This is a genomic window from Nocardia sp. NPDC057668, assembly GCF_042799795.1.
Lineage (GTDB): Bacteria > Actinomycetota > Actinomycetes > Mycobacteriales > Mycobacteriaceae > Nocardia.
Genome location: NZ_JBHVIC010000008.1, coordinates 341545 through 360108, shown reverse-complemented (window position 1 = coordinate 360108; position 18564 = coordinate 341545). Strand labels below are relative to the sequence as shown.

Annotated in this window: 14 protein-coding genes; 10 read left to right on the top strand and 4 right to left on the bottom strand. The window is 71.1% G+C overall.

The features are described 5' to 3' along the window. Nucleotides 1-38 precede the first annotated feature (38 nt). From cobT to ACFVBH_RS37710, 7 genes are all read left to right on the top strand, one after another. Nucleotides 39-2081: a nicotinate-nucleotide--dimethylbenzimidazole phosphoribosyltransferase gene (gene cobT, locus ACFVBH_RS37740; protein ID WP_379009464.1), complete on the top strand. Its 2043-nt coding sequence runs from the start codon at nucleotides 39-41 to the stop codon at nucleotides 2079-2081. Between the two features lie 408 nt (nucleotides 2082-2489). After that, nucleotides 2490-3233 carry an adenosylcobinamide-GDP ribazoletransferase gene (locus tag ACFVBH_RS37735; RefSeq protein ID WP_379009459.1) on the top strand — a complete coding sequence of 248 codons (744 nt, stop codon included), beginning with the start codon at nucleotides 2490-2492 and terminating at the stop codon, nucleotides 3231-3233. A gap of 345 nt (nucleotides 3234-3578) precedes the next feature. Beyond that, nucleotides 3579-4304 carry an ErmE/ErmH/ErmO/ErmR family 23S rRNA (adenine(2058)-N(6))-methyltransferase gene (gene erm, locus ACFVBH_RS37730; protein WP_379009944.1) on the top strand — a complete coding sequence of 242 codons (726 nt, stop codon included), beginning with the start codon at nucleotides 3579-3581 and terminating at the stop codon, nucleotides 4302-4304. A 176-nt stretch (nucleotides 4305-4480) separates the two neighbouring features. Continuing rightward, complete coding sequence (locus ACFVBH_RS37725; RefSeq protein WP_354989296.1) at nucleotides 4481-5332, top strand: DUF4239 domain-containing protein; 852 nt, start codon at nucleotides 4481-4483, stop codon at nucleotides 5330-5332. Between the two features lie 49 nt (nucleotides 5333-5381). Further along, a complete protein-coding gene (locus ACFVBH_RS37720; protein WP_379009450.1) occupies nucleotides 5382-6311 on the top strand; it encodes a hypothetical protein in 930 nt (309 codons plus the stop codon). 198 nt (nucleotides 6312-6509) lie between these two features. After that, nucleotides 6510-7331, top strand: coding sequence for a PaaX family transcriptional regulator C-terminal domain-containing protein (locus ACFVBH_RS37715; protein ID WP_379009939.1), 822 nt, complete (start codon nucleotides 6510-6512; stop codon nucleotides 7329-7331). 538 nt (nucleotides 7332-7869) lie between these two features. Next, nucleotides 7870-9066 carry a saccharopine dehydrogenase family protein gene (locus ACFVBH_RS37710; RefSeq protein WP_379009934.1) on the top strand — a complete coding sequence of 399 codons (1197 nt, stop codon included), beginning with the start codon at nucleotides 7870-7872 and terminating at the stop codon, nucleotides 9064-9066. A 16-nt stretch (nucleotides 9067-9082) separates the two neighbouring features. Here the strand turns inward: ACFVBH_RS37710 and ACFVBH_RS37705 are convergent, their stop codons facing one another. Then, on the bottom strand, nucleotides 9083-9937 hold the full coding sequence (locus tag ACFVBH_RS37705) for a MetQ/NlpA family ABC transporter substrate-binding protein (RefSeq protein ID WP_379009430.1): 855 nt from the start codon (nucleotides 9935-9937) through the stop codon (nucleotides 9083-9085). A 139-nt stretch (nucleotides 9938-10076) separates the two neighbouring features. On the opposite strand from ACFVBH_RS37705, the gene ACFVBH_RS37700 reads away from it, so the two are divergent. Genes ACFVBH_RS37700 through ACFVBH_RS37690 form a run of 3 tightly spaced genes read left to right on the top strand, consistent with a single transcriptional unit; the run spans nucleotide 10077 to nucleotide 12672 of the window. After that, entirely contained in the window at nucleotides 10077-10949 is an 873-nt protein-coding gene (locus tag ACFVBH_RS37700) for a MetQ/NlpA family ABC transporter substrate-binding protein (protein ID WP_379009423.1), read from the top strand. Continuing rightward, complete coding sequence (locus ACFVBH_RS37695) at nucleotides 10946-11998, top strand: methionine ABC transporter ATP-binding protein (protein ID WP_354989293.1); 1053 nt, start codon at nucleotides 10946-10948, stop codon at nucleotides 11996-11998. Before ACFVBH_RS37700 ends, ACFVBH_RS37695 begins: the two co-directional genes overlap by 4 nt. Next, on the top strand, nucleotides 11995-12672 hold the full coding sequence (locus ACFVBH_RS37690) for a methionine ABC transporter permease (protein WP_354989292.1): 678 nt from the start codon (nucleotides 11995-11997) through the stop codon (nucleotides 12670-12672). Before ACFVBH_RS37695 ends, ACFVBH_RS37690 begins: the two co-directional genes overlap by 4 nt. 4 nt (nucleotides 12673-12676) lie before the next feature. Here ACFVBH_RS37690 and ACFVBH_RS37685 read toward each other — a convergent pair whose 3' ends face one another. The 3 genes from ACFVBH_RS37685 to ACFVBH_RS37675 are packed head-to-tail and all read right to left on the bottom strand — an operon-like array spanning nucleotide 12677 to nucleotide 18264. Continuing rightward, nucleotides 12677-15232, bottom strand: coding sequence for an Hsp70 family protein (locus ACFVBH_RS37685; RefSeq protein WP_379009413.1), 2556 nt, complete (start codon nucleotides 15230-15232; stop codon nucleotides 12677-12679). Continuing rightward, nucleotides 15229-15672, bottom strand: coding sequence for a hypothetical protein (locus ACFVBH_RS37680; RefSeq protein ID WP_379009409.1), 444 nt, complete (start codon nucleotides 15670-15672; stop codon nucleotides 15229-15231). The genes ACFVBH_RS37685 and ACFVBH_RS37680 overlap by 4 nt, the downstream gene beginning before the upstream one ends. A 21-nt stretch (nucleotides 15673-15693) precedes the next feature. Then, a complete protein-coding gene (locus ACFVBH_RS37675; protein ID WP_379009405.1) occupies nucleotides 15694-18264 on the bottom strand; it encodes a hypothetical protein in 2571 nt (856 codons plus the stop codon). Nucleotides 18265-18564 lie beyond the last annotated feature (300 nt).

Genomic DNA, 18564 nt, shown 5'->3' with positions numbered 1-18564 from the left:
GTCGGCCCGCGGGGCGGTGCGGTTGATACCGTGCTGACGTGTCGCACACTGCTCAGACAACCGATCGACCGCTGCGGACGCTGGTGCTCGGTGGAGCCCGGTCCGGGAAGTCGGCCCTCGCGGAACAATTGGCCGAAGCCGCCGCGGGCGCGGCCGGGCGGGACGGGGCGGTGCGCTATATCGCCACCGCGGTGCCGGATCCGGGTGATCGGGATTTCCTCGAACGTATTGCGGCGCATCGGGCCCGGCGGCCCGGGCACTGGACCGTGGTCGAGGGCGATCCGATCGCCGCGCTGGGCACGCCGGCCGCCGCCACGCTGATCGATGATCTCGGGACCTGGCTGACCGCGCGGGTGGACGCGCGGGCGGCGTGGGGTTCGCCGCGCGGGACGCTCGCGCCGGATTTCGACGCGCTGGTCGCCGCCGTCACCGCGTACGAGCACCCGCTGGTGATCGTGAGCCCCGAGGTCGGGCTGAGCGTGGTGCCGTCGTCACCGTCGGGGCGGTTGTTCCGGGACGAGCTGGGGACGCTGAACCAGCTGCTGGCCGCGGTGTGTGACGAGGTGTACCTGGTGGTGGCAGGGCAGCCGCTGCGGCTGAAGCCGGATCTCGCGGGCGCGGCGACCGCCGTTGTGACGGGTGCGGTCGCGGGTGTGCCTGCCGCGCAGGCGTTCTCGGCCTCCGATGCCGAGGTGCAGGGACCGGCCGACTTCGATGTCGCGCAGGTCGAGGGGGTGGAGGCCGCTGGGGCGCAAGGGGTCTCGGCAGCCGAGGCGGTGAGCCCCGAGGTGTTGCTGCGGCCGAATTCTGTGCAGAGTCAGGTGCGGGCCGCCGGGACGGCCGGGGGCGCGGAGTCGAAGGATGAGGCGGATGCGCCCGCCACCGGCGCGGGCTCCGTGCCCGCGGGCGGTGCGGCGGGGAACGGTGCGGCTGCCGCGGCTGCCGTGGCGGTCGGCGCGGGTGTGGGTGTCGCCGGGGATTCGGCCGGCGGACTGGACTTTTCGAAGAAAGAGGTCGCCGAGGTTTCGTTCGGGGCGGTGCCCGGGCCGGACGCGGCGGTGCGGCTCGCGGCCGCGGAGCGGCAGGGGTCGCTGACCAAGCCGGGCGGGGCGCTGGGGCGGCTGGAGCGGCTGGCGAACTGGGTGGCCGCGTGCCAGGGCGTATGCCCGCCACGGCAGTTCGAGCGGGCGCGCGTCGTGGTGTTCGCCGGGGATCACGGGGTGGCCGAGCACGGGGTGTCGGCGTACCCGAGCGCGGTGACCGGGCAGATGGTGGCGAACTTCCTGGCCGGTGGGGCGGCGGTGAACGTGCTCGCGCGGGTGGCCGATGCCACGGTGCGTGTGGAAGACATTGCGGTGCAGGGCGATACCGCGCCGGAGATCTCGCGGCACAAGGTGCGGCGGTCCAGCGGGTCCATCGATCGGGAGGACGCGCTCACCGCCGAACAGGTGCGGGCCGCGCTCACGGCGGGTGTCGCGATCGCCGACGAGGAGATCGACTCCGGGGCGGATCTGCTGATCGCCGGGGATATGGGAATCGGCAACACCACACCGGCGACGGTCCTGATCGCGACGATCACCGATACCGAGCCGGTCATCGCGGTGGGGCGCGGGACCGGGGTCGACGATGCCGGGTGGATTCGCAAGACCGCCGCGATCCGCGATGCCATGTGGCGGGCGCGGCCGTTCGCGAAGGAGCCGATCGACCTGTTGCGCACCGCGTCCGGGGCCGACTTCGCCGCCATGGCGGGGTTCCTGGCGCGCGCCGCCGAGCGCCGCACGCCGGTGATCCTGGACGGGGTGGTGGTGACCGCCGCCGCGCTGGTGGCCAATCAGCTGGCCTCGGGCGCGAGCGAATGGTGGGTCGCCGGGCATCGCTCGAGCGAGCCGTCGCACAAGATCGCCCTCGACCGCCTCGGCATGGAACCGCTGCTGGAGATGGAGATGCGCCTGGGCGAAGGGTCGGGCGCGCTGACCGCGCTGCCGCTTCTGCGCGCGGCCGTCGCGACCCTGGGCGAGATGGCGACCTTCGCCGAGGCGGGCGTGAGCACCGCCGACGCGCCGGAAACCGCCGGTGCCTAGTGCCCCGGCACCGACCGCCGGGCCGAGCGGCTCGGCGGGAAGCAACGTTCGGCGGAACCGTCCGAGGCCGCGAATGCGCATGTGCGCTGAAGTGTGTAGCTGCGAAGGCGACTTCGAGATATGCGCGGCGGGTGGGGTGACAGGCGATTCCGCTCGGACTGCGGGGTGCGGTCGTGACCGTGCCGAGCTGCCTCGCCGCAGCCCTGGTGCGCGGCGGCGACCACGACCCGCACCGCCTCCGGCGCAACGGGGTTGGCGTCCGCGGCGGCACAGCGCCGGCGAGCGGGGTCGTTCTTGTCGCCGACGCGTCGGTCTGTGCGGTGGTGTGGCACGCAGGCCACCTGTGAACAATGCGGAGCTCAGCGGCTGGGCGTTCCGGGGGATCAGCGCCGGCCGGGTGGGGGTGCGGTGAACGCTGTGCGGCTGGTGGTGTCGTGGCTGACCGTCGTTCCGGTGCGAGGGCCGGAGACGGTGGATCGGGTGGGGGCGGGGCGGGCCATCGGGCTCGCGCCGGTGGTGGGGGTGCTGCTCGGGCTGGGGGCGGCCGGGTTGCTGTGGGGCTTCGACGTTGTGGGCGGGGTGGCGCTGCTCGGCGGTTTTCTGGCGGTGGCGGGGCTGGGGTTGATCACACGGGGAATGCATCTCGACGGGCTCGCCGACACCATGGACGGGCTCGGGAGCTACGGGTCGCCGGAGCGGGCCCGGGAGATCATGAAGAGTGGCGGGGCGGGGCCGTTCGGGGTGGCCGCGCTGGTGTTCGTGGTTGCCATGCAGGCGGTTTCGTTCGGGGCGCTGGCCGACGCCGGGCGGTGGGCGGGCGTGGTGCTGGCCGTCGCGGTGGGGCGCGTGGCCGTGGTGGTGGCGTGCAGGCGGGGTATCGAGGCCGCGCCGGGGGCGGGATTCGGTGCTCTGGTCGCGGGGACGCAGGGGCCGGTCATCGCACTCGGGTGGGCCGGAATCGCCTTGGTGGCGGGGGCATTCGTCACCGATCGGTGGTGGGTCGGGCCGGCGGGGGTCGCGCTCGCACTGGGGCTCGCGTGGGTGCTGGTGCGGCATTGCGTGCGGCGGTTCGGCGGGTTGAACGGCGATGTGCTCGGCGCCGCACTGGAACTCGCGGTCACGGTGAGTGCCGTCGCGTTCACGCTCGGCTAGTTCCGCCCCGGCGGTGCGGGGTGGTGCGGGGTCGGCCCGCGCCGGGTAATTCGATTGCGGCGCGGCGGCGGCGTTCCTAGGGTGGGCGCCATGCCATGTCACTACTGCGTGCGTTTCCGTTCCGCCCGGGCTCAGGCCCGCTAGCGGACGCAGGCGTTCTCTCGCGCGTCCGCAGGCGCGGCCCAGGGCCCTTCGAGACCTCCTATCTCTCGAAGCCCCGGAAGGGCACACGCTGTGGCGCAAAAATTCTCATCCCATACCTCCGGCTACCGGAACTACTCCCATACCCAGGGCAAGGTCGGCGCGAGCGGCGGGCACACACCCCGCGACCGCGCCCGGCGTGAACTGTCGCAGAACTTCCTGGTCGATCCGCGAGCCGTGGAATCGATCGTGCGGGCCGCCGAACCGAGCGGTGTCGTGCTCGAACCCGGCGCGGGCGACGGTGCGGTGACCGTGGCGCTGGCCGCGCGCGGAGCCCGGGTCACCGCGTACGAGATCGATCCGCTGCTGGCGGCGAAGCTGTCCGCGCGGACCCGCGCGGACGGTGGAATACGGGTCGTCCGCGGCGATTTCATCAAGGCCCGAGCCCCGCGTGAGGCGTTCGCGGTGGTCGGGAACATCCCGTTCTCCCGAACGGCCGCGATCGTGGACTGGTGCCTGAACGCGCCCGCGCTCACCTCCGCGACCCTGCTCACCCAGCGCGAGTACGCGCGCAAGCGCACGGGCGACTACGGGCGCTGGAGCCTGGTCACCGCGGCGACCTGGCCGTGGTTCGGCTGGGAACTGCGGGCGAGCGTGGGCCGGGACAGTTTCCGGCCGGTGCCCGCCGTGGACGCGGCGATCCTGCGCATCCAGCGCCGGGCCGAACCACTGGTGGGTGATCGCGCGGCCTTCACCGCACTGGTGGAGCTGGGCTTCACCGGGGTCGGCGGGTCGGTGCGGGCGTCACTGCGCACCCGATACCGGGGCGTGGACGCGGCGCTGGCCGCGGCGGGGATCGCACCGGACACGGTGGTCGGGTACGTGCATCCCGAGCAGTGGATCGCTGTGTACGACTCGCTCACTTCGTAAAGTCCCAGGGCCGAGTCGATTCCGGTGAATCGGCTCGGCCCCGGGAATTGATCGGCCCGGCGGAGTAATTCGAATTCGGACCGACCGGACGGTCGTTTGTATGTATTCGACTGCGGCATAACAGTTTAGTTGCTGTACGCAATCCGACCGGCCCGCAGCCCCGAATATGTTGATGAATGAGTTCCCCCGTGGCCTGGGAGGCGGAGTCGATCATGGCGTTGCAAATGGGTGCGCTCGTACTGTTCGCGGCGGTGGCGGTCGCGGTATTCATACTCGGCGATCGGATGCGTCCGGCGCGGTGGCGGCACGACGACGACGAAGCCTCCAGCACCATGGTGCTGGATCTGGTGAATATGTTCTTCGCCGCCATTGTGGCCTTCGTGGTCGTCATTCTGTGGCAGCAGTACGACAATGCGCACGCGCACACCGTGGCCGAGGGCAAAGCCCTGGTGGTCACGTATCAGGCGGCCAATGATCTGCCCGAGGCCGATCGCAAAGAGATTCAGTCGCTGGTGAAGGAGTACACCGAGGGCGTCATCACCGACGAGTGGAAATCCATGGACGAGGATTCCGCGCTGAGCGAGACCACCCAGGCGACCTTCGACGATCTGCGCGCCGCGGTCGGCGGGGTGAGTTCGCCGGATCCGGATGTGAAGGATCTGGTCGAAAAGGCCGACGGGGCACTGGATGTCATCGCCGAGGCCCGGTACGACCGCGCCCTGGACGCCGAATACCGGCTGCCCACCTTCATGTACATCGCGCTGTGGTTCGGCACCGGCATGCTGCTGGTGGGCACCGTGCTGTCGGGGATGGCGGTCACCAAGCGCAGCATCCTGATGACCGCGCTCTTCGGGTTCGTGGTCGGCGCGGTGATTCTGGCCGTGTACCAGCTCGATCGGCCCTTCGGCGGCGGCAACGTCATCTCCAAGGAAGCCTATGAGCTCGCGATCTCGCGGTTCGAGCAGATTCCGGCGCCCGAACCCGCACCGGTCCGGGTCGATCCCGCCGTGAGCGTGACGCCGCGCTGATCGGGCGGGGCCGGACGAGTCATTCGCACAAGGCATTCGGAGACAGACGATGGGGCGAAAACAGCGAGCCGCACGCGGGCTGGCGGTAGCGACGGCGGTTCCCGTGGCCGCGATTCTGCTGGCGGCGCAGCCGGGATCGGCGCTGGCGCAGCCGGATCTGCCGTCGATCGGTGAGATTCTCAGCGGTAGTGCGGGTTCGGCGGGATCCTCGGGCGGCGAGATCGACGCGCCGTCCGGCAGTGCGCTGGGACTGGGCACCGGAAGCGGCGCGGCGGCGAGCGGGTCCGGGGGCGGACTGCCTTCGGGCGGTGCGCTCGGGCTGCCCGATGCCGCCGCGGCCGTGGGCATTCCGCTGGGCAGCGGTAGTGCGGCGGGGATGCTCGAGCCGGTGTTCGACGCGGCCGAGGCCCTCGCGCTCAGCACCGGGCACGCGGCGGCGGCCGCGCCGGGCACGCTCGGGGAGTCCCTGGGTTTCGAGAACGGCAGTGTGCTGACCGCGTGCACGGGCAGTGCCGTGGTCGGCAGCGCCGTGCTGGCGCTGGGAATCTTCACCGGCAGCGGCTTCGGTTCCGGGCTCATCGGGCCCGGATTCGTGCCCGGCTCCAGCGGTTTGGTCGGGCCGGGGTCGAGCGGGCTGGGCAGCGTGGTGGTCGGCAGCGCCGTGCTGGGCAGTGCGGGGCTGACCTGTCTGCTGCTGTTGCCGATGCCGCTGGCGTCGCCGGGTATTCCGCTGGGGTTCCCGGCCGCGCCGGCCGCCGCGCCCGCGCCCGCCCCCGAGGTGATTCCGGCGGTGGTGCCCGAGCTCGTGCCGTTCCTGCCACCGCCGCCGCGGGTGGTTCCCCCGCCGCCGCGGGCGTTTCCGGCGAGTGAACCGCTGCCCGAGCCCGAGCCCTGGTCGGCGTTGCAGATGATGACCGTCATCGTGTTGACGATCATCGCCGCGACGCGCGCCAAGATCGCGCGCAGTCGCGGGGAGTGAGGGTGCATCGCCGCGTCGCGCACGCCGGCCGCTGTTCGGCCGTGCGCGGGCCGACCCGGTAGCCGCTGCGGGCCGGGCCGAGTCGGGCGGCGGCGGCGCGATCGTAGGATGGGCCGATGACCGGATCGGAAGGGGTGCGCGGTGGGCGGTGAGGACGGCGCGAACGCCGGTGTGCCCACCCGGACCCTGGTCGAGAGCATGCTGCGGGCGGATTCGACCATCGATGCCGGTGAGCTGTACGCGGTCGGCAACGCGCTGGGCATGAGTGATCAGCAGGTGCGGCTGTGCGTGCGCCGGTTGATCGGCGACGGGCAGGTGACGCAGGAGGGGCGCGGCCGCAAGGCGGTGCTGCGCGCCACCGAGGCGCTGCGCCGGTCGGTCGCGCCGAACGTGGACTACCTGCGGTACATGTACGCGCAGGATCGCGGCGACGCGCCCTGGGACGGCGTCTGGCACCTCGTGGCGTTCGCCGTGCCGGAGTCGGTGCGCCACGCCCGGGATGCCATGCGGGACAGGATCGTTCACCTCGGCGGGGCCCCGATTCAAGGCGGGCTGTACGTGTGCGCGAATCCGTGGGAGGCGCGGATCGCCGCCGCGGCGGCGGAATTCGCGGTGGGCGAGTTCATCACCACGATGACCTCCACCGACCTGCGGATCGGGGCGGTCGGCACGCCACGTGATCTCGCCGCGCGACTGTGGCCGCTGGAGCGCCTGGCGGCCGGGCAGCGGCGGCTGGCGCTGGCGGCCGAACGCCACCTCGACCGGCTGCACGCCGCCGAACCCCTCACCCCCACCGAACATCTCACCATCGCCGTCGAGCTGGCCGCCGAGTTCGACCGCGCCACCGATCCCGATCCGCTGCTGCCCCCGGAACTGCTGCCGTCGCCGTGGCCCGGTGCGGCGGCGCGTGAGCTGGTGGCGCGCTGCTGGGCCGAGTTGCTGAAAGCCCGTGCGGGCGAGTCGATTCAGCTGTTCGAGGTCTATGCCGAGGTACTCGGCGAGGTCGCCGCCGGGCGCTGACTCGGGCCGGGCGACCACTGCGTCGTCCAGTGCGGGCCGCGGTGCGCGCGGGGGTGCGGGATACGCGCTCGGTTCCGCACCGCCGCGCCCGGTCTCGGCGGGCAGGGAATCGATCTCCCTCTGCTCAGCGCCCTCGACACCGCTGCCGGTCCGGTCGGCGCCGCGCCTGTTCGCCGGCCTCCAGGCCGGCCGGCCTGTTCGCCGGCGGGTGGTTGCGGCCCGCCCTCCGAGCTGTCGATCATGCGATGCCCGGTGGCGATCGCCTCACCTCGCATTGCCGAACGGACTCGCGCAACCATCGAGCTCGTCCGGGTCCGCGCTGTCTGTGACGCCCTGTCCGTAGCGGGTGTGCCGCGTGAACGGCGGGCAGGGAGCAGGAATCGATGAGAGCTTCTGTCCGCGAGTTGATTCCGCCGCCGATGCTGTGGATGGTCCGGAGCAGGCCTCGGCGGTGTGGGCGATTTCCCGTAGCGCAGTATCGTTCGTGATACCGTCGATCGTATTGAATATGAACGATCTTGAAGGTTGGGAGGACCTCATGCGGGTGTTGGCACTGGGTGGAGGCGGGGCGATGGGGGCCGTTGCCGTGCGGACCGCCGCCGGGTTGGCGGGGGTGTCGGAGATCGTGGTCGCTGACCGCGATCTCGCTGCGGCGCAGCTGGTTTCGTCGACGCTTACCGCAGAGACCGTGCCGGTTCGCGCCGAGCGGGTTGACATCACCGATCCGGGTGAACTGCGGGCGGCGCTCGATGCCGCGGACGTCGTGCTCAATACCGTTGGGCCGTACTACGAATTCGGTGTCGGCGTACTGGGCGCGGCCATCGAGACCGGAACCCACTACCTCGACATCTGCGACGACTGGGAACCCACGCTCGAGATGCTCGAGCTCGACGAGCGGGCGCGGGCCGCGGGGGTGTGCGCGGTCATCGGCATGGGGGCCAGCCCCGGGGTCAGCAATCTGCTGGCGCTGGCGGCGGCGCGGGAGTTCGAAGTGCTGCGGGACATCTACACGGCGTGGCCGGTGGACGCCGGCGGGATGAATCCGGACATGGGGGAGCTGGTGGGGCCGCAGGGGCGGCCGTCGGCGGCCGCGGTGCACTGGATGCAGCAGTTGAGCGGCACCGTCGCGCAGGTGGGGGACGGGCGGATCGTGCGCCGGCGGCCGCTGCGGGCGGTGCGGCTGGACCTGCCGGGCGGGCTGGGCGGCACCGCGTACACGTGCGGACATCCCGAGCCGGTGACGCTGCACCGCACCCTGCGGCCGACGGGGGAGTCGGCCAACCTCATGGTCGTGCGGCCATCCACGGCCGCCTACCTGGATTCGCTGCGCCGCGATCTCGACGCGGGCCGGCTCACCAATGCCGAGGCCGCGGCCCTGGTCGCCGCGCCGGGCGTGCTGCGCGGCCTGCGGGCGGCCTTCGCGTCGCTGTGGTTCGCCTCGCCCCGGACGCTGCCGCCCTTCTTCGCGGTGGCGACCGGGACCCGGGAGCGGCGCGCGGAGACGGTGCTCGCGCGCCTGCCCGCGGCCGTGGAAGCCTTCGTCCTGACCGCGGACATGGCCACGGTCACCGGGGTTCCCTTGGCGCTGGGCCTGTCCCAGGTCATCGACGGCGGCGCGCTCGTGCCCGGGGTGCGCCCGCCCGAGGCCGTGATCGAACCGCGGCGCTTCTTCACCGACCTCGCCGCTCACCTCGGGCTCCCCGAATCCGGCGACGTGATCCTGGAAAGAGCCTGATACCCAATGGAAGTCCCTACCTACGGAACTTCTCCTCGAGCTCGGTCGCGGTGGCCTGGAGATCGGCCGGGGTGTTGTATTTGAAGATGCCCCGGTAGCCGGACTCCTCCTTGATGGCCTGCTCGACCGCCGGATCGTGGTAGATCTCGGTCAGTTTCAGGTACGTCGGGTTGTCCTTGTCGGCGGCGCGGGCGGCGAAGACGTTGATGTACTGCTTCAGGTCCGGGCGCTCGGGATCGTCGGTGTAGATGATCTCGTTCGCGGTCAGGCCGGCAGGGCGGGCGAAGGTGTCGTCCACGAAGGCGGCGGCCACGCTGCCCAGGGACTGCGCGGTGAGCGTCGGGTCGATGGGGGTGAGCCGCACCTTGGAGGCCGCCGGGTCCACGTCCTCGAGCTTGGAGTCCCAGCTCGCGCCGTTCTTCAGCACGACCAGGCCGGCCGCGGCCAGGCTCAGCAGCGGCCGCACCTGATTCGCGGGATTGTTGCTCAGGGTGATCTCGCCGCCCCGTGGAATGTCCGTCACCGACCTGTACTTCTTCGAATACAGCGCGAGCGGGAAGACCTCGGTCGCGCCGATGGGTACCAGGGTGTCGTTGTTGCGGGCGTTGTAGTTGGCCAGATAGCGCACGTGCTGGAACTTGTTGAGATCCACCTGTCGCTGCGAGAGTGCGGGATTCGGCTGGTTGTAGTCGCTGAAGCTGACGTACTCGACCGTGATGCCCGCGTCGGCGGCCTTGCTCTTGAAGACCTCCCAGTGCGGCAGCGCGAGATCGTTCACACCGATGCGCACCACGTCCGAGGGGTGGTCCCTGCCACAGGCGGCAGTCAGGGTCAGCGCGAACAGGAGTGGAATCACCAGAAGACGGCGCATTTGTCGCATTTTTGGCAAAGTAGCCGCGCGGAGGCGCCCTGCGGCAGTGTTTGGATCCGGGGGATCGCAACCATTGCCGGTCGGTTGCCGGTGGGCTTGCATGGTCGGGTTCAGTTTCGACGACCATGCGGGAGCGCGAGTGAAATTCCATCGGGTACTGGCGATCCCGGTACTGGTAGCGGCCGTCGCGACGCTGGGGCTCACCGCCTGCGGCAGCGACGAGGAATCCGCCGACGTGGTGCGCATCGGCACCACCGAGTCCGATCCGCAGTGGGACGTGTTCGAGAGCAAGGCGAAGGAGCAGGGGATCACGCTGAAGATCACCCGGTACTCCGACTACTCGCAGCCCAATACGGCGTTGGCGCAGAAGCAGATCGACGTGAATCTGTTCCAGCACCTGCAGTTCCTCGGACAGTTCAACGTTGCCAACAACGAGGATCTGACGCCGATCGGGGCCACGCAGATCGTGCCGCTGGGGCTGTACTCCAAGAAGCACAGGACCCTCGCGGACATCCCGCAGGGCGGTGAGATCGCCATCCCGAACGACCCGACCAATCAGGCGCGGGCGCTGTTCGTGCTGCAGTCCGCCGGGCTGCTGAAGCTGTCCGGGGATGTGCGCCAGCCCTCGCCCGCCGAGGTCGACAAGGGCGCGTCCAAGGTCAAGGTGACCCCGGTCGACGCCGCCCAGACCGCGCTGTCGCTGGCCTCGGTCGACGGCTCGATCATCAACAACACCTTCCTGCAGAAGTCGGGCATCGACCCGAGTTCGGCGCTGTACAAGGATGATCCGAAGAGCCCGGGCGCGGAGCCGTACATCAACACCTTCGTGACGCGGGCCGCGGACAAGAACAACGCCACGTACCTGAAGCTGGTGCAGATCTGGCACGACCCCGAGGTGCAGAAGGCGGTGTCGGAAACCTCCAAGGGCACCTCGGTCGAGGTGACCCGCGCGGGTCCGGAACTGGAGCAGATCCTGGCGCGCGTGCAGCAGACCATCCGCGAGAAGAAGTGAGCGACCCGGTCGCCGACGGCGGGGCGGACGCCCACCCCGCCGTCGAATTCCGTTCGGTCACCAAGGTTTTCCAGGCCGGTAAGCAACGGCACACCGCGCTCGAGGACATCGATCTGCGTATCGAGCGCGGCGAGATCTTCGGCGTGATCGGCTACTCGGGGGCTGGCAAGAGCACGCTGGTGCGGCTCATCAACGCCCTGGAGAAGCCGACCAGCGGGCAGATCCTGATCTCCGGGGACCCGATCACCGGGGTTTCGGAGTCGCGGGTGCGGCGGCTGCGGCGTGACATCGGCATGGTGTTCCAGCAGTTCAACCTGTTCCGATCCCGCACGGCCGCGGGCAATGTCGAGTACCCGCTGAAGGTGGCGGGCTGGCCGCGCGACAAACGCAAGGCCCGGGTCGCCGAACTGCTGGAGTTCGTCGGACTGACGGACAAGGCGCGCAGCTATCCGGATCAGCTGTCGGGCGGGCAGAAGCAGCGCGTGGGCATCGCCCGCGCGCTGGCCACCTCGCCCACCCTGCTGCTGGCCGACGAATCCACCTCGGCGCTGGACCCGGAGACCACGGGGGAGGTGCTGCGGCTGCTGAAGAAGATCAATCGCGAGCTCGGCGTCACCATCGTGGTCATCACCCACGAGATGGATGTGATCCGGGCGGTCGCCGATCGGGTCGCGGTGCTGGCCGAGGGCCGAATCGTGGAGCTGGCCAGGACCTTCGACGTGTTCGCCGATCCGCAGGCCGCGCCGACCCGCTCCTTCGTGGAGACCGTGCTGCACAATCGGCCCACCGCCGAGGAGTTGCGCAGACTCGGCGAGAAGCACGCGGGCCGCCTGGTCACCGTGGATGTCGACGACGAGCGCGGAATCGGCGCGGCGCTGACCGTGGCCGCGCGGGCGGGCGTCGCTTTCGAGGTGGTCTACGGCGGGGTGAGTTCGTTGCAGGACAAGACCTTCGGCAGCATCACCCTGGCGCTGGACGGACCCGAGGATGCCGTCGCGCGGGTCGTGGACGACCTCGAGCGCGGCGCCGAGCATCGGAAGAGCGCGTGAACTACGCCGCCGTCCCCACCGATTGGGACAAGCTGCAGCCGGTGCTGATCGAGGCCATCGGCACCACGATCTACCTCGTGCTGCTGACCTTCGTGGTCGGCGGGCTCATCGGCCTGGCCCTGGGCACCGCGCTCTACACCACCCGCAAGGGCGGACTGCTGGCCAACGCGCCCATCAACCTGGTGCTCAACTTCCTGGTCAATGTGGTGCGCCCGATTCCGTTCATCATTCTGCTCGCGGCCCTGGGACCGGTGACGCTCGAAGTCGTCGGCACCACGATCGGCACCGAGGCCGCCGCGTTCGTCATGATCGTGGCCGCCTCGTTCGGCATCGCCCGCATCGTGGAGCAGAACCTGGTCACGGTCGACCCGGGGGTGATCGAGGCGGCGCGGGCCATGGGCGCGACGCCGCTGCGCATCATCGCGACGCTGCTGATCCCGGAGGCGCTGGGGCCGTTGATCCTCGGCTACACCTTCATCATCATCGCCATCGTGGACATGTCCGCCATGGCCGGCACCGTCGGCGGCGGTGGCCTGGGTGACTTCGCCCTGGTCTACGGCTACCAGCGCTTCGACTGGCAGGTCACCCTGGTGGCCACGCTCATCATCATCGCGGGGGTGCAGGCCATCCAGTTCGTCGGGAACTGGCTGGCCCGCAAGGTGTTACGCCGCTGATCGACTACTGCGACTGCCGCATTCCGGCCTCTCGACCCCACCCGCTGACGCGCAGGTCGAGGGGCCGGAGCCGGTCGTAGTAGATATTGCGGAGCTGTTCGGGCGCCGAGGGGCGTTCGGGATCCACCTCGTCGATGGCGAACGAGATCGCCGCCAGCTCGCCGAGGAAGTCGTCGCGCTGGCCGGGAAGCTTGGCGCGGTCCTGGGCCTCGAGGCGCGGATTCGATTGCAGGTCGCTGTATTTGGCGCGAATGGCGATATCGGTCTCGTCCATGCGCTCGCGCAGCCAGCCGCGCAGCGCCGAGGGGGTCTGCTGCATGATGACGATCTCGCGGATGGCGGGAATCCGCATGCCTTCGCGGATCAGGTCGTCGAGCTTCTCGTTGACGCGCGGCCAGGCCACGAAATCGCCTGCCGCGTAGGCGGCCCGGCCCTGCGCCTCGAGGTCGTCGCGGCGCAGCCGGAAGGCCGGCGCCGAATCCGGTTCGGTGCGCTGCAACAGCAGGATGATCTCGTCGATCTGACGCAGATCGCGCTCGAACTCCGAGAGCGGGGGCTCGAGGTAGTCGTCCGGCCCGTGGCTGTTCAACAAACCCTGCACGATGGTCTCGGCCTCGAGCAGCAGGTGGTGCGCCTTGGCCTGATCCTGGGTGCGCAGGATCAGGGGTTCGAGCGCGGACAGGCGCTGTGCCATTTCGGGTTCGGCCTTGGCGGCCTCGGCCCGGTGCACCTCGCGGCGCACCTGCTGCCAATCCGTGCGCACACTCGCGGCGCGGGTACGCAATTCGGACCAGGGGGCGACCTCGCGCACCGGGATCTCGATCGCCGCGGTGGCCGAGCGATCCAGGTGCGGGATGCGTACCGCGGCGTGAATGGTCCAGCCCGCCGCGAATTCCAGGGTCAGCTCGACCGGGGTGCCGGGCTCGAGGTTGTCGGGCAGGTCGCGAATCTTCACCTCGCCGATGGGAATCCAGCCCTCGTACAGGCGCACCGCCAGGGTGGTGCCGCGATTGGCGGTCTCCAGGCGCTGATAGACCCGGTGCGGAATCTTGGTGCCGGCCTTGACCACTCGGCACAGCTGGCGGTCCAGCATCTCCACCGAGAAATCGTGGGCCAGGATGTCGCCGGCCAGATCCGGTACTGCCGGGCCGGATTCGACCCGCACGCTCAGGCGTTCGGCGGCGATCTCCGTGCCGTCGGCCAGTACCCGGATGGTGCATTCGCCACTCGGGAGCGGGATTTCGATGAACAGGAACGCGCCCTCGTCATCGGTGATGGTCTCGCGCACGGGTTCGCCGCCGTCGGGGTGCACCTCGACCACAACCTCGGCGGCCGCGATGTGCTTGCGCAGCACTCGCCCCGCGATGTCGGCGCAATCCCCCTCCGGCACCAGCGGTTCGAGCTCGAGCACGCTGCCGCGGCTGGTCAGGTTCCCGGCTTTGAGCGCCGCGCCCACCGCGACCACCAGTTCGGGATGGAACAGGCGCGGGGTGACCCCGAAGCGCTCCGCGAGCAGCTCGGCGACCAGCGGGATCCGCGAGGAGCCGCCGACCAGCACGATCTCGTCCAGATCGCCGGGTTTCAGCCGCGCCTTGTCGACCGCGTCGGCGCAGTGCTCGAGGGTGCCGCGCACGAAAGCGTCGATCATGCGCTGGAATTCGTGTCTGCCCAGCGGCAGGTTGATGCTCATGGGCGTGCCAGCACGGTCCTCGAGATCCTGGCTGACGATCTCGGTCTCGGTCTCGCGGGTGAGGTCGTGCTTGGCGGTCTCGGCCAGTGACAGCAGCCGGGCCTGGCGTTCGGCGTCGGCGGCGTCGCCGGGTTCGGTGCGCAGGTCGTAGGCGGGCAGCTGGGCGATCATCCACTCCACGATCGCCTGATCGAAGTCGTAACCGCCGAGGTAGCGGTCGCCGTCGAAGGAGCGGCTGGCGAAGCCCTCCTGCGCGTCCCAGGACACCACCGAGGTGTCGAAGGTGCCGCCGCCCAGGTCGTACACCAGGAAGCGGCGGCGCTCGGCGTGCGTCTCACCGGTCTCGTGCATGTGGGCCAGGGCCGCGGCGACCGGCTCCATGAGGGTTTCGGCCACCTCCAGCCCGGCCTCCGCGCCCGCCCGGGTGGTCTGGGTCTTGGCGCTGGTCTCGAAGTAGGCGGGTACGGTGACCACCGCGCGGTCGATCGGCACGCCCAGGGTCTGCTCGGCCACGGACTTGAGGTGGCGCAGCAGGTGCACCGACGCTTCGAGCGGGGTGAGGATCGCGTGGCCCGCGGTGACCAGGGCGTCGGTGCCCATGTTGCGCTTGAAGAACATGGCCGGCGGCGAACCGGGCAGGCGCGCTTTGCGTTTGGCGAGCGCGCCGACCAGCGGGGCGCCGTCGGCGCCGATCCAGACCGCGGACGGCGTGGTCAGCGACAGATCCGGATTGGCGACGATGAGCGCGCCGCCCAGCGGGCGCAACCGGCGGGAGTCGATGAGCTCCTGCTTGTTCGGGATGTCCGCGTCGGCGGGAATGGCGAGGCAGCAGTTGGTGGTGCCGAGGTCGATGCCGGCGACGATGCTCATGCGAGGGGCTCCTCATGGGTACGCGGGGTGGCGGGTTCGTCGCCGGTGGGGTGCGGCACCAGCGCGGGCAGCACCGAAAGCCGCAGTCGCAGTTCGGCGGAGCCCGGCGGGGGCGGCGGTGCGGCGGACAGGGTGCGGCTGAACTCCAGCAGCTCGGCCAGCTCGGCGAGGTCCTCGCCCGCGGCTTCGGGCCGGTGGGTGAGCAGGTCGGCCCGCAGCCGGGCGAGCGGGGTCGCGAGTTCCTCTTCGGCCGCGTTGATCTGCGCCACCGTCAGGGTCTCGCCGAAGAGCGGGAAGCGCTTGGCGTCGTAGGAGATCCGCTTGCGGCGGGCGGCGATGCGGGCGCGGGTGGTGGCCCGATCGGCGCCGGGATCGAGGTCCAGGATCTGAAAGGCGGTCTCGTAGTAGGGATTGCGATCGCGCCAAGCCCAGGGGTTCACGATGTGGTTGTCCTGTTCACGCTAGAAGAAGCCGATGGCGCTGCCCTGGGAGTAGCGCGCCCACTGACCCGCGCCGACCAGGATCTTGCGGGCCTGGTCGTAGGGGCTGTGGTCGGGAAGTCCCAGGGTCAGTGCGGTATTGAGGTGGTTGGCGGCGATCCGGAAACCGGCGCGATCCTCGAAGGGATTGCTCTGCAGCCGGTCGATGGTGGAGATCACGATGGCCAGGCCCAGCCAGAACTCGTGCCGGGCCAGTTTGGCGGCGAAGGCTTTACGGTCCGCGTCGTCCAGTCGCGGGCGCAGCGCCGAACTCAGCAATTGCCCCGGGGTGAGGCCGAGTTCGGTGCACAGCGGGCGCACCATGGTCTCGACGCGCTCGAGGACGGTGCGCGCCTGCTCGGCCCATTTGTCGCCGCGGCGCTGTGCGGTCTCGGCGGCTTCGATGCCGACGTCCAGGGCCTGTTCGGCGAGCGGGACGTTGTCCGCGTCGATCTCGACCCACATCTGGGCCTCGTCGAGGGCGCGTTCGAGGTGGCCCTCGCGGGTCGAGCGGCGGATCTGCGCGCCCGCTTCGCGGGCCAGCCGGGTCCGGGCGCGGGTCAGCTCGTCCGCGGCGAAGGGCGCGGTGCGAATGAGCTCCAGATGCGCACGGGCCCTGGGGAGTTGGTCGCGGCGCAGTTCCAGGACGCGGGTGACGTGCGGCTCCAGCAGCTGGCCGGGCAGTTCCGCGCGCGCCCGGTCGACGATGAGCGTGGTCTCCTCGGGGGTGCCGTCGGCGGTGACCGCGAGCGTACGGGTGCGCAGCTCGTCCCAGAAGTCGTCGGCGGCGTGCAGCCGGGACCACAGCGCCAGGGCCTCGCGCCAGGCCTCGAAAGCCTCGGCGTCCCCAACGATTTCGAGGGCGTACGCGCGGGCGTGGGCGGCGACGGCGAGGTGGTGCAGGCCGCGGGCGTCGGCGGTCTGCCCGGCGTCGCACTCGCGCCACAGGCGCAGCGCGGACGGCGTCCACGGGTGGATATCGCCGCCGGTGCGCAGTTCGGCGTAGGCCAGGCGCTCCAGGGGGCGTTCGGCGGCGCGGGCGCGGCGGGCGGTGGCGATCTCGGCGATTCTGGCCGCGGCGGCACGCAATCGGCCGGCGTCCTCGCCCTCGAGCCCGGCCAGCAGCCGCGCGGCCCGGGCCAGCGCGCGGTCGGCGTCCCGCGGCGCGTCGAAGAGTTCCGCGCGGGCGGCCTGCGCCAGGTCTGCTCCCGCCACGGTGATACGCAGCTCGCGCAACGCGTCGTCCGCGCCGGTGCTCGCACGGCCTACGTCCGTGCCGGTCGAGTCCGTACCGACGTCCGTACCGCCCACGTCCGTGCCGGTCGCGCCGATGAGTTCGGAGACCAGTTCCGGCGCATGGTGCGCGACCGCGGTCAGCAGGGTCGTGGGATCGAGCAGGGTGCGGGTGGGCCAGGCGCTGCCGTGCCGGGCGAGCAGGGTGCGCGCGCCCCGGGTGACGAGCTCGACGTCCGCGTCCAGCGTGCCCAGCGCCAATTGCCCGTTGGCCAGCAGGGTTTCGTCGGCGGAGGTGGTGCCCAGCAGCCGGCGCAGGTGTTCGCGCGCGCCGTCGCGGTCGTCCGCGCGGAGCCGGTCCAGGGCGGCGAGCAGGAGGGCGGTGGGCAGCAGACGCGGCTCGCCCGCCCGCAGCACCTCGGTCAGCCGGTCGCCGGGCGCGGTTCCGGACATGACGGCGGCCGCGCTCACCACCAGGTTCCGGTAGGGGCTTGGCGTGCCGGGGCCCTTCAGCTTGTCGCCGGCGGTGATGCCGCGCGCCAGACGGTGGTACGCGCCGATGTCGTGCAGCGCGCGAATGCGTTCGGCCGCCTGCTCGCCGCCGCCGAAGCGCTGGGCCAGTTCGTAGCGCCGGGCGGCCTCGTCCTGTTCGCCGCGTTCGGCGGCCAGATCGCCGACCAGCAGGAACCAGTCGGGTCTGCTCGCGGGTCCGAGCGCGTACAGCAGCAGCCATACCGGTGAGGTGGGGCCGGTGAACTGGTAGTGCTCGAATTCCTTGTCCAGCAGGCCGGACAGATGCCCGCGGGCCGCCCGCCGGAACTCGTCCGAGACCGCCGGACCCGGGGTGCGCACCGAATTGGCCAGCCACGCCGCGAGTTCGGCGTCCTCGGCCAGCAGGCCGCTCACCGAGAACCAGGTGCGCGCGAATTCGGCCGGGGCGGGCTCGCGCAGCCAGGCGCCGAACACCTCGTGCGCGGCGCGCGGGTCGACGGCGCAGCGGTCGGCCACCTCGCACAGCAGGCGCACGGCGGCATCCGGTGCGGTGGGGGCCGCCTCGACGAGCCGGGCCAGCACCCCGGCGCGATCGCGGGTGAGTTCGGCGTCGTCGTAGCGGTTCAGCAGCGCCTGGACCGCGGCCAGGACCGCGCGGGTGCGCACGGCGGGGTCGGTCTCCTGTTCGGCGCGCGCCACCTCGGTCTCGAAGACCGAAGGCCCCGTGGGGCGTTCGTCGCGCCGCGCGCCCCGCGCCGGCTCGGGCGTCGTCTCTCGCACCGGTTCGACCGGTCGCTCCTCGCCGCCCCGCGACCATGGCCAGTTCACGCGAAAACTCCTGCTGGAGGGCGGTATCGGGAAAGCGTGCCGGGGATAGCCACCCGAATCCGCCCCCTGCCCAAGTCGAGAATATCCCTCGCCCGGCCCTTTTCGTCAACCCGTTCGTTCCGGTCGGTCGCCGCGCCGGGGCGGCTGGGCCCGCCTTCCTCGGCGGCGACCGGTCGTGATTGTCGTCCGTGGTTGTCGCCTGCGGCCTGTCTGCGGCTATGTCCTGCGCCCGCCCGCCGTGGTTGTCGCCGACGGCCCGCCCGGTAGCGGTTGTCGCCTGCGCCGGCCGGTCGTGATGGC

Excerpts from the sequence above, each read along its gene's own strand:
- ACFVBH_RS37710 (WP_379009934.1), top strand. The coding sequence starts at position 7,870 with ATGCGGGTGTTGGCACTGGGTGGAGGCGGGGCGATGGGGGCCGTTGCC.
- ACFVBH_RS37720 (WP_379009450.1), top strand. The coding sequence starts at position 5,382 with ATGGGGCGAAAACAGCGAGCCGCACGCGGGCTGGCGGTAGCGACGGCG.
- ACFVBH_RS37705 (WP_379009430.1), bottom strand. The coding sequence starts at position 9,937 with ATGCGCCGTCTTCTGGTGATTCCACTCCTGTTCGCGCTGACCCTGACT.
- ACFVBH_RS37725 (WP_354989296.1), top strand. The coding sequence starts at position 4,481 with ATGAGTTCCCCCGTGGCCTGGGAGGCGGAGTCGATCATGGCGTTGCAA.
- ACFVBH_RS37685 (WP_379009413.1), bottom strand. The coding sequence starts at position 15,232 with ATGAGCATCGTCGCCGGCATCGACCTCGGCACCACCAACTGCTGCCTC.
- ACFVBH_RS37715 (WP_379009939.1), top strand. The coding sequence starts at position 6,510 with ATGCTGCGGGCGGATTCGACCATCGATGCCGGTGAGCTGTACGCGGTC.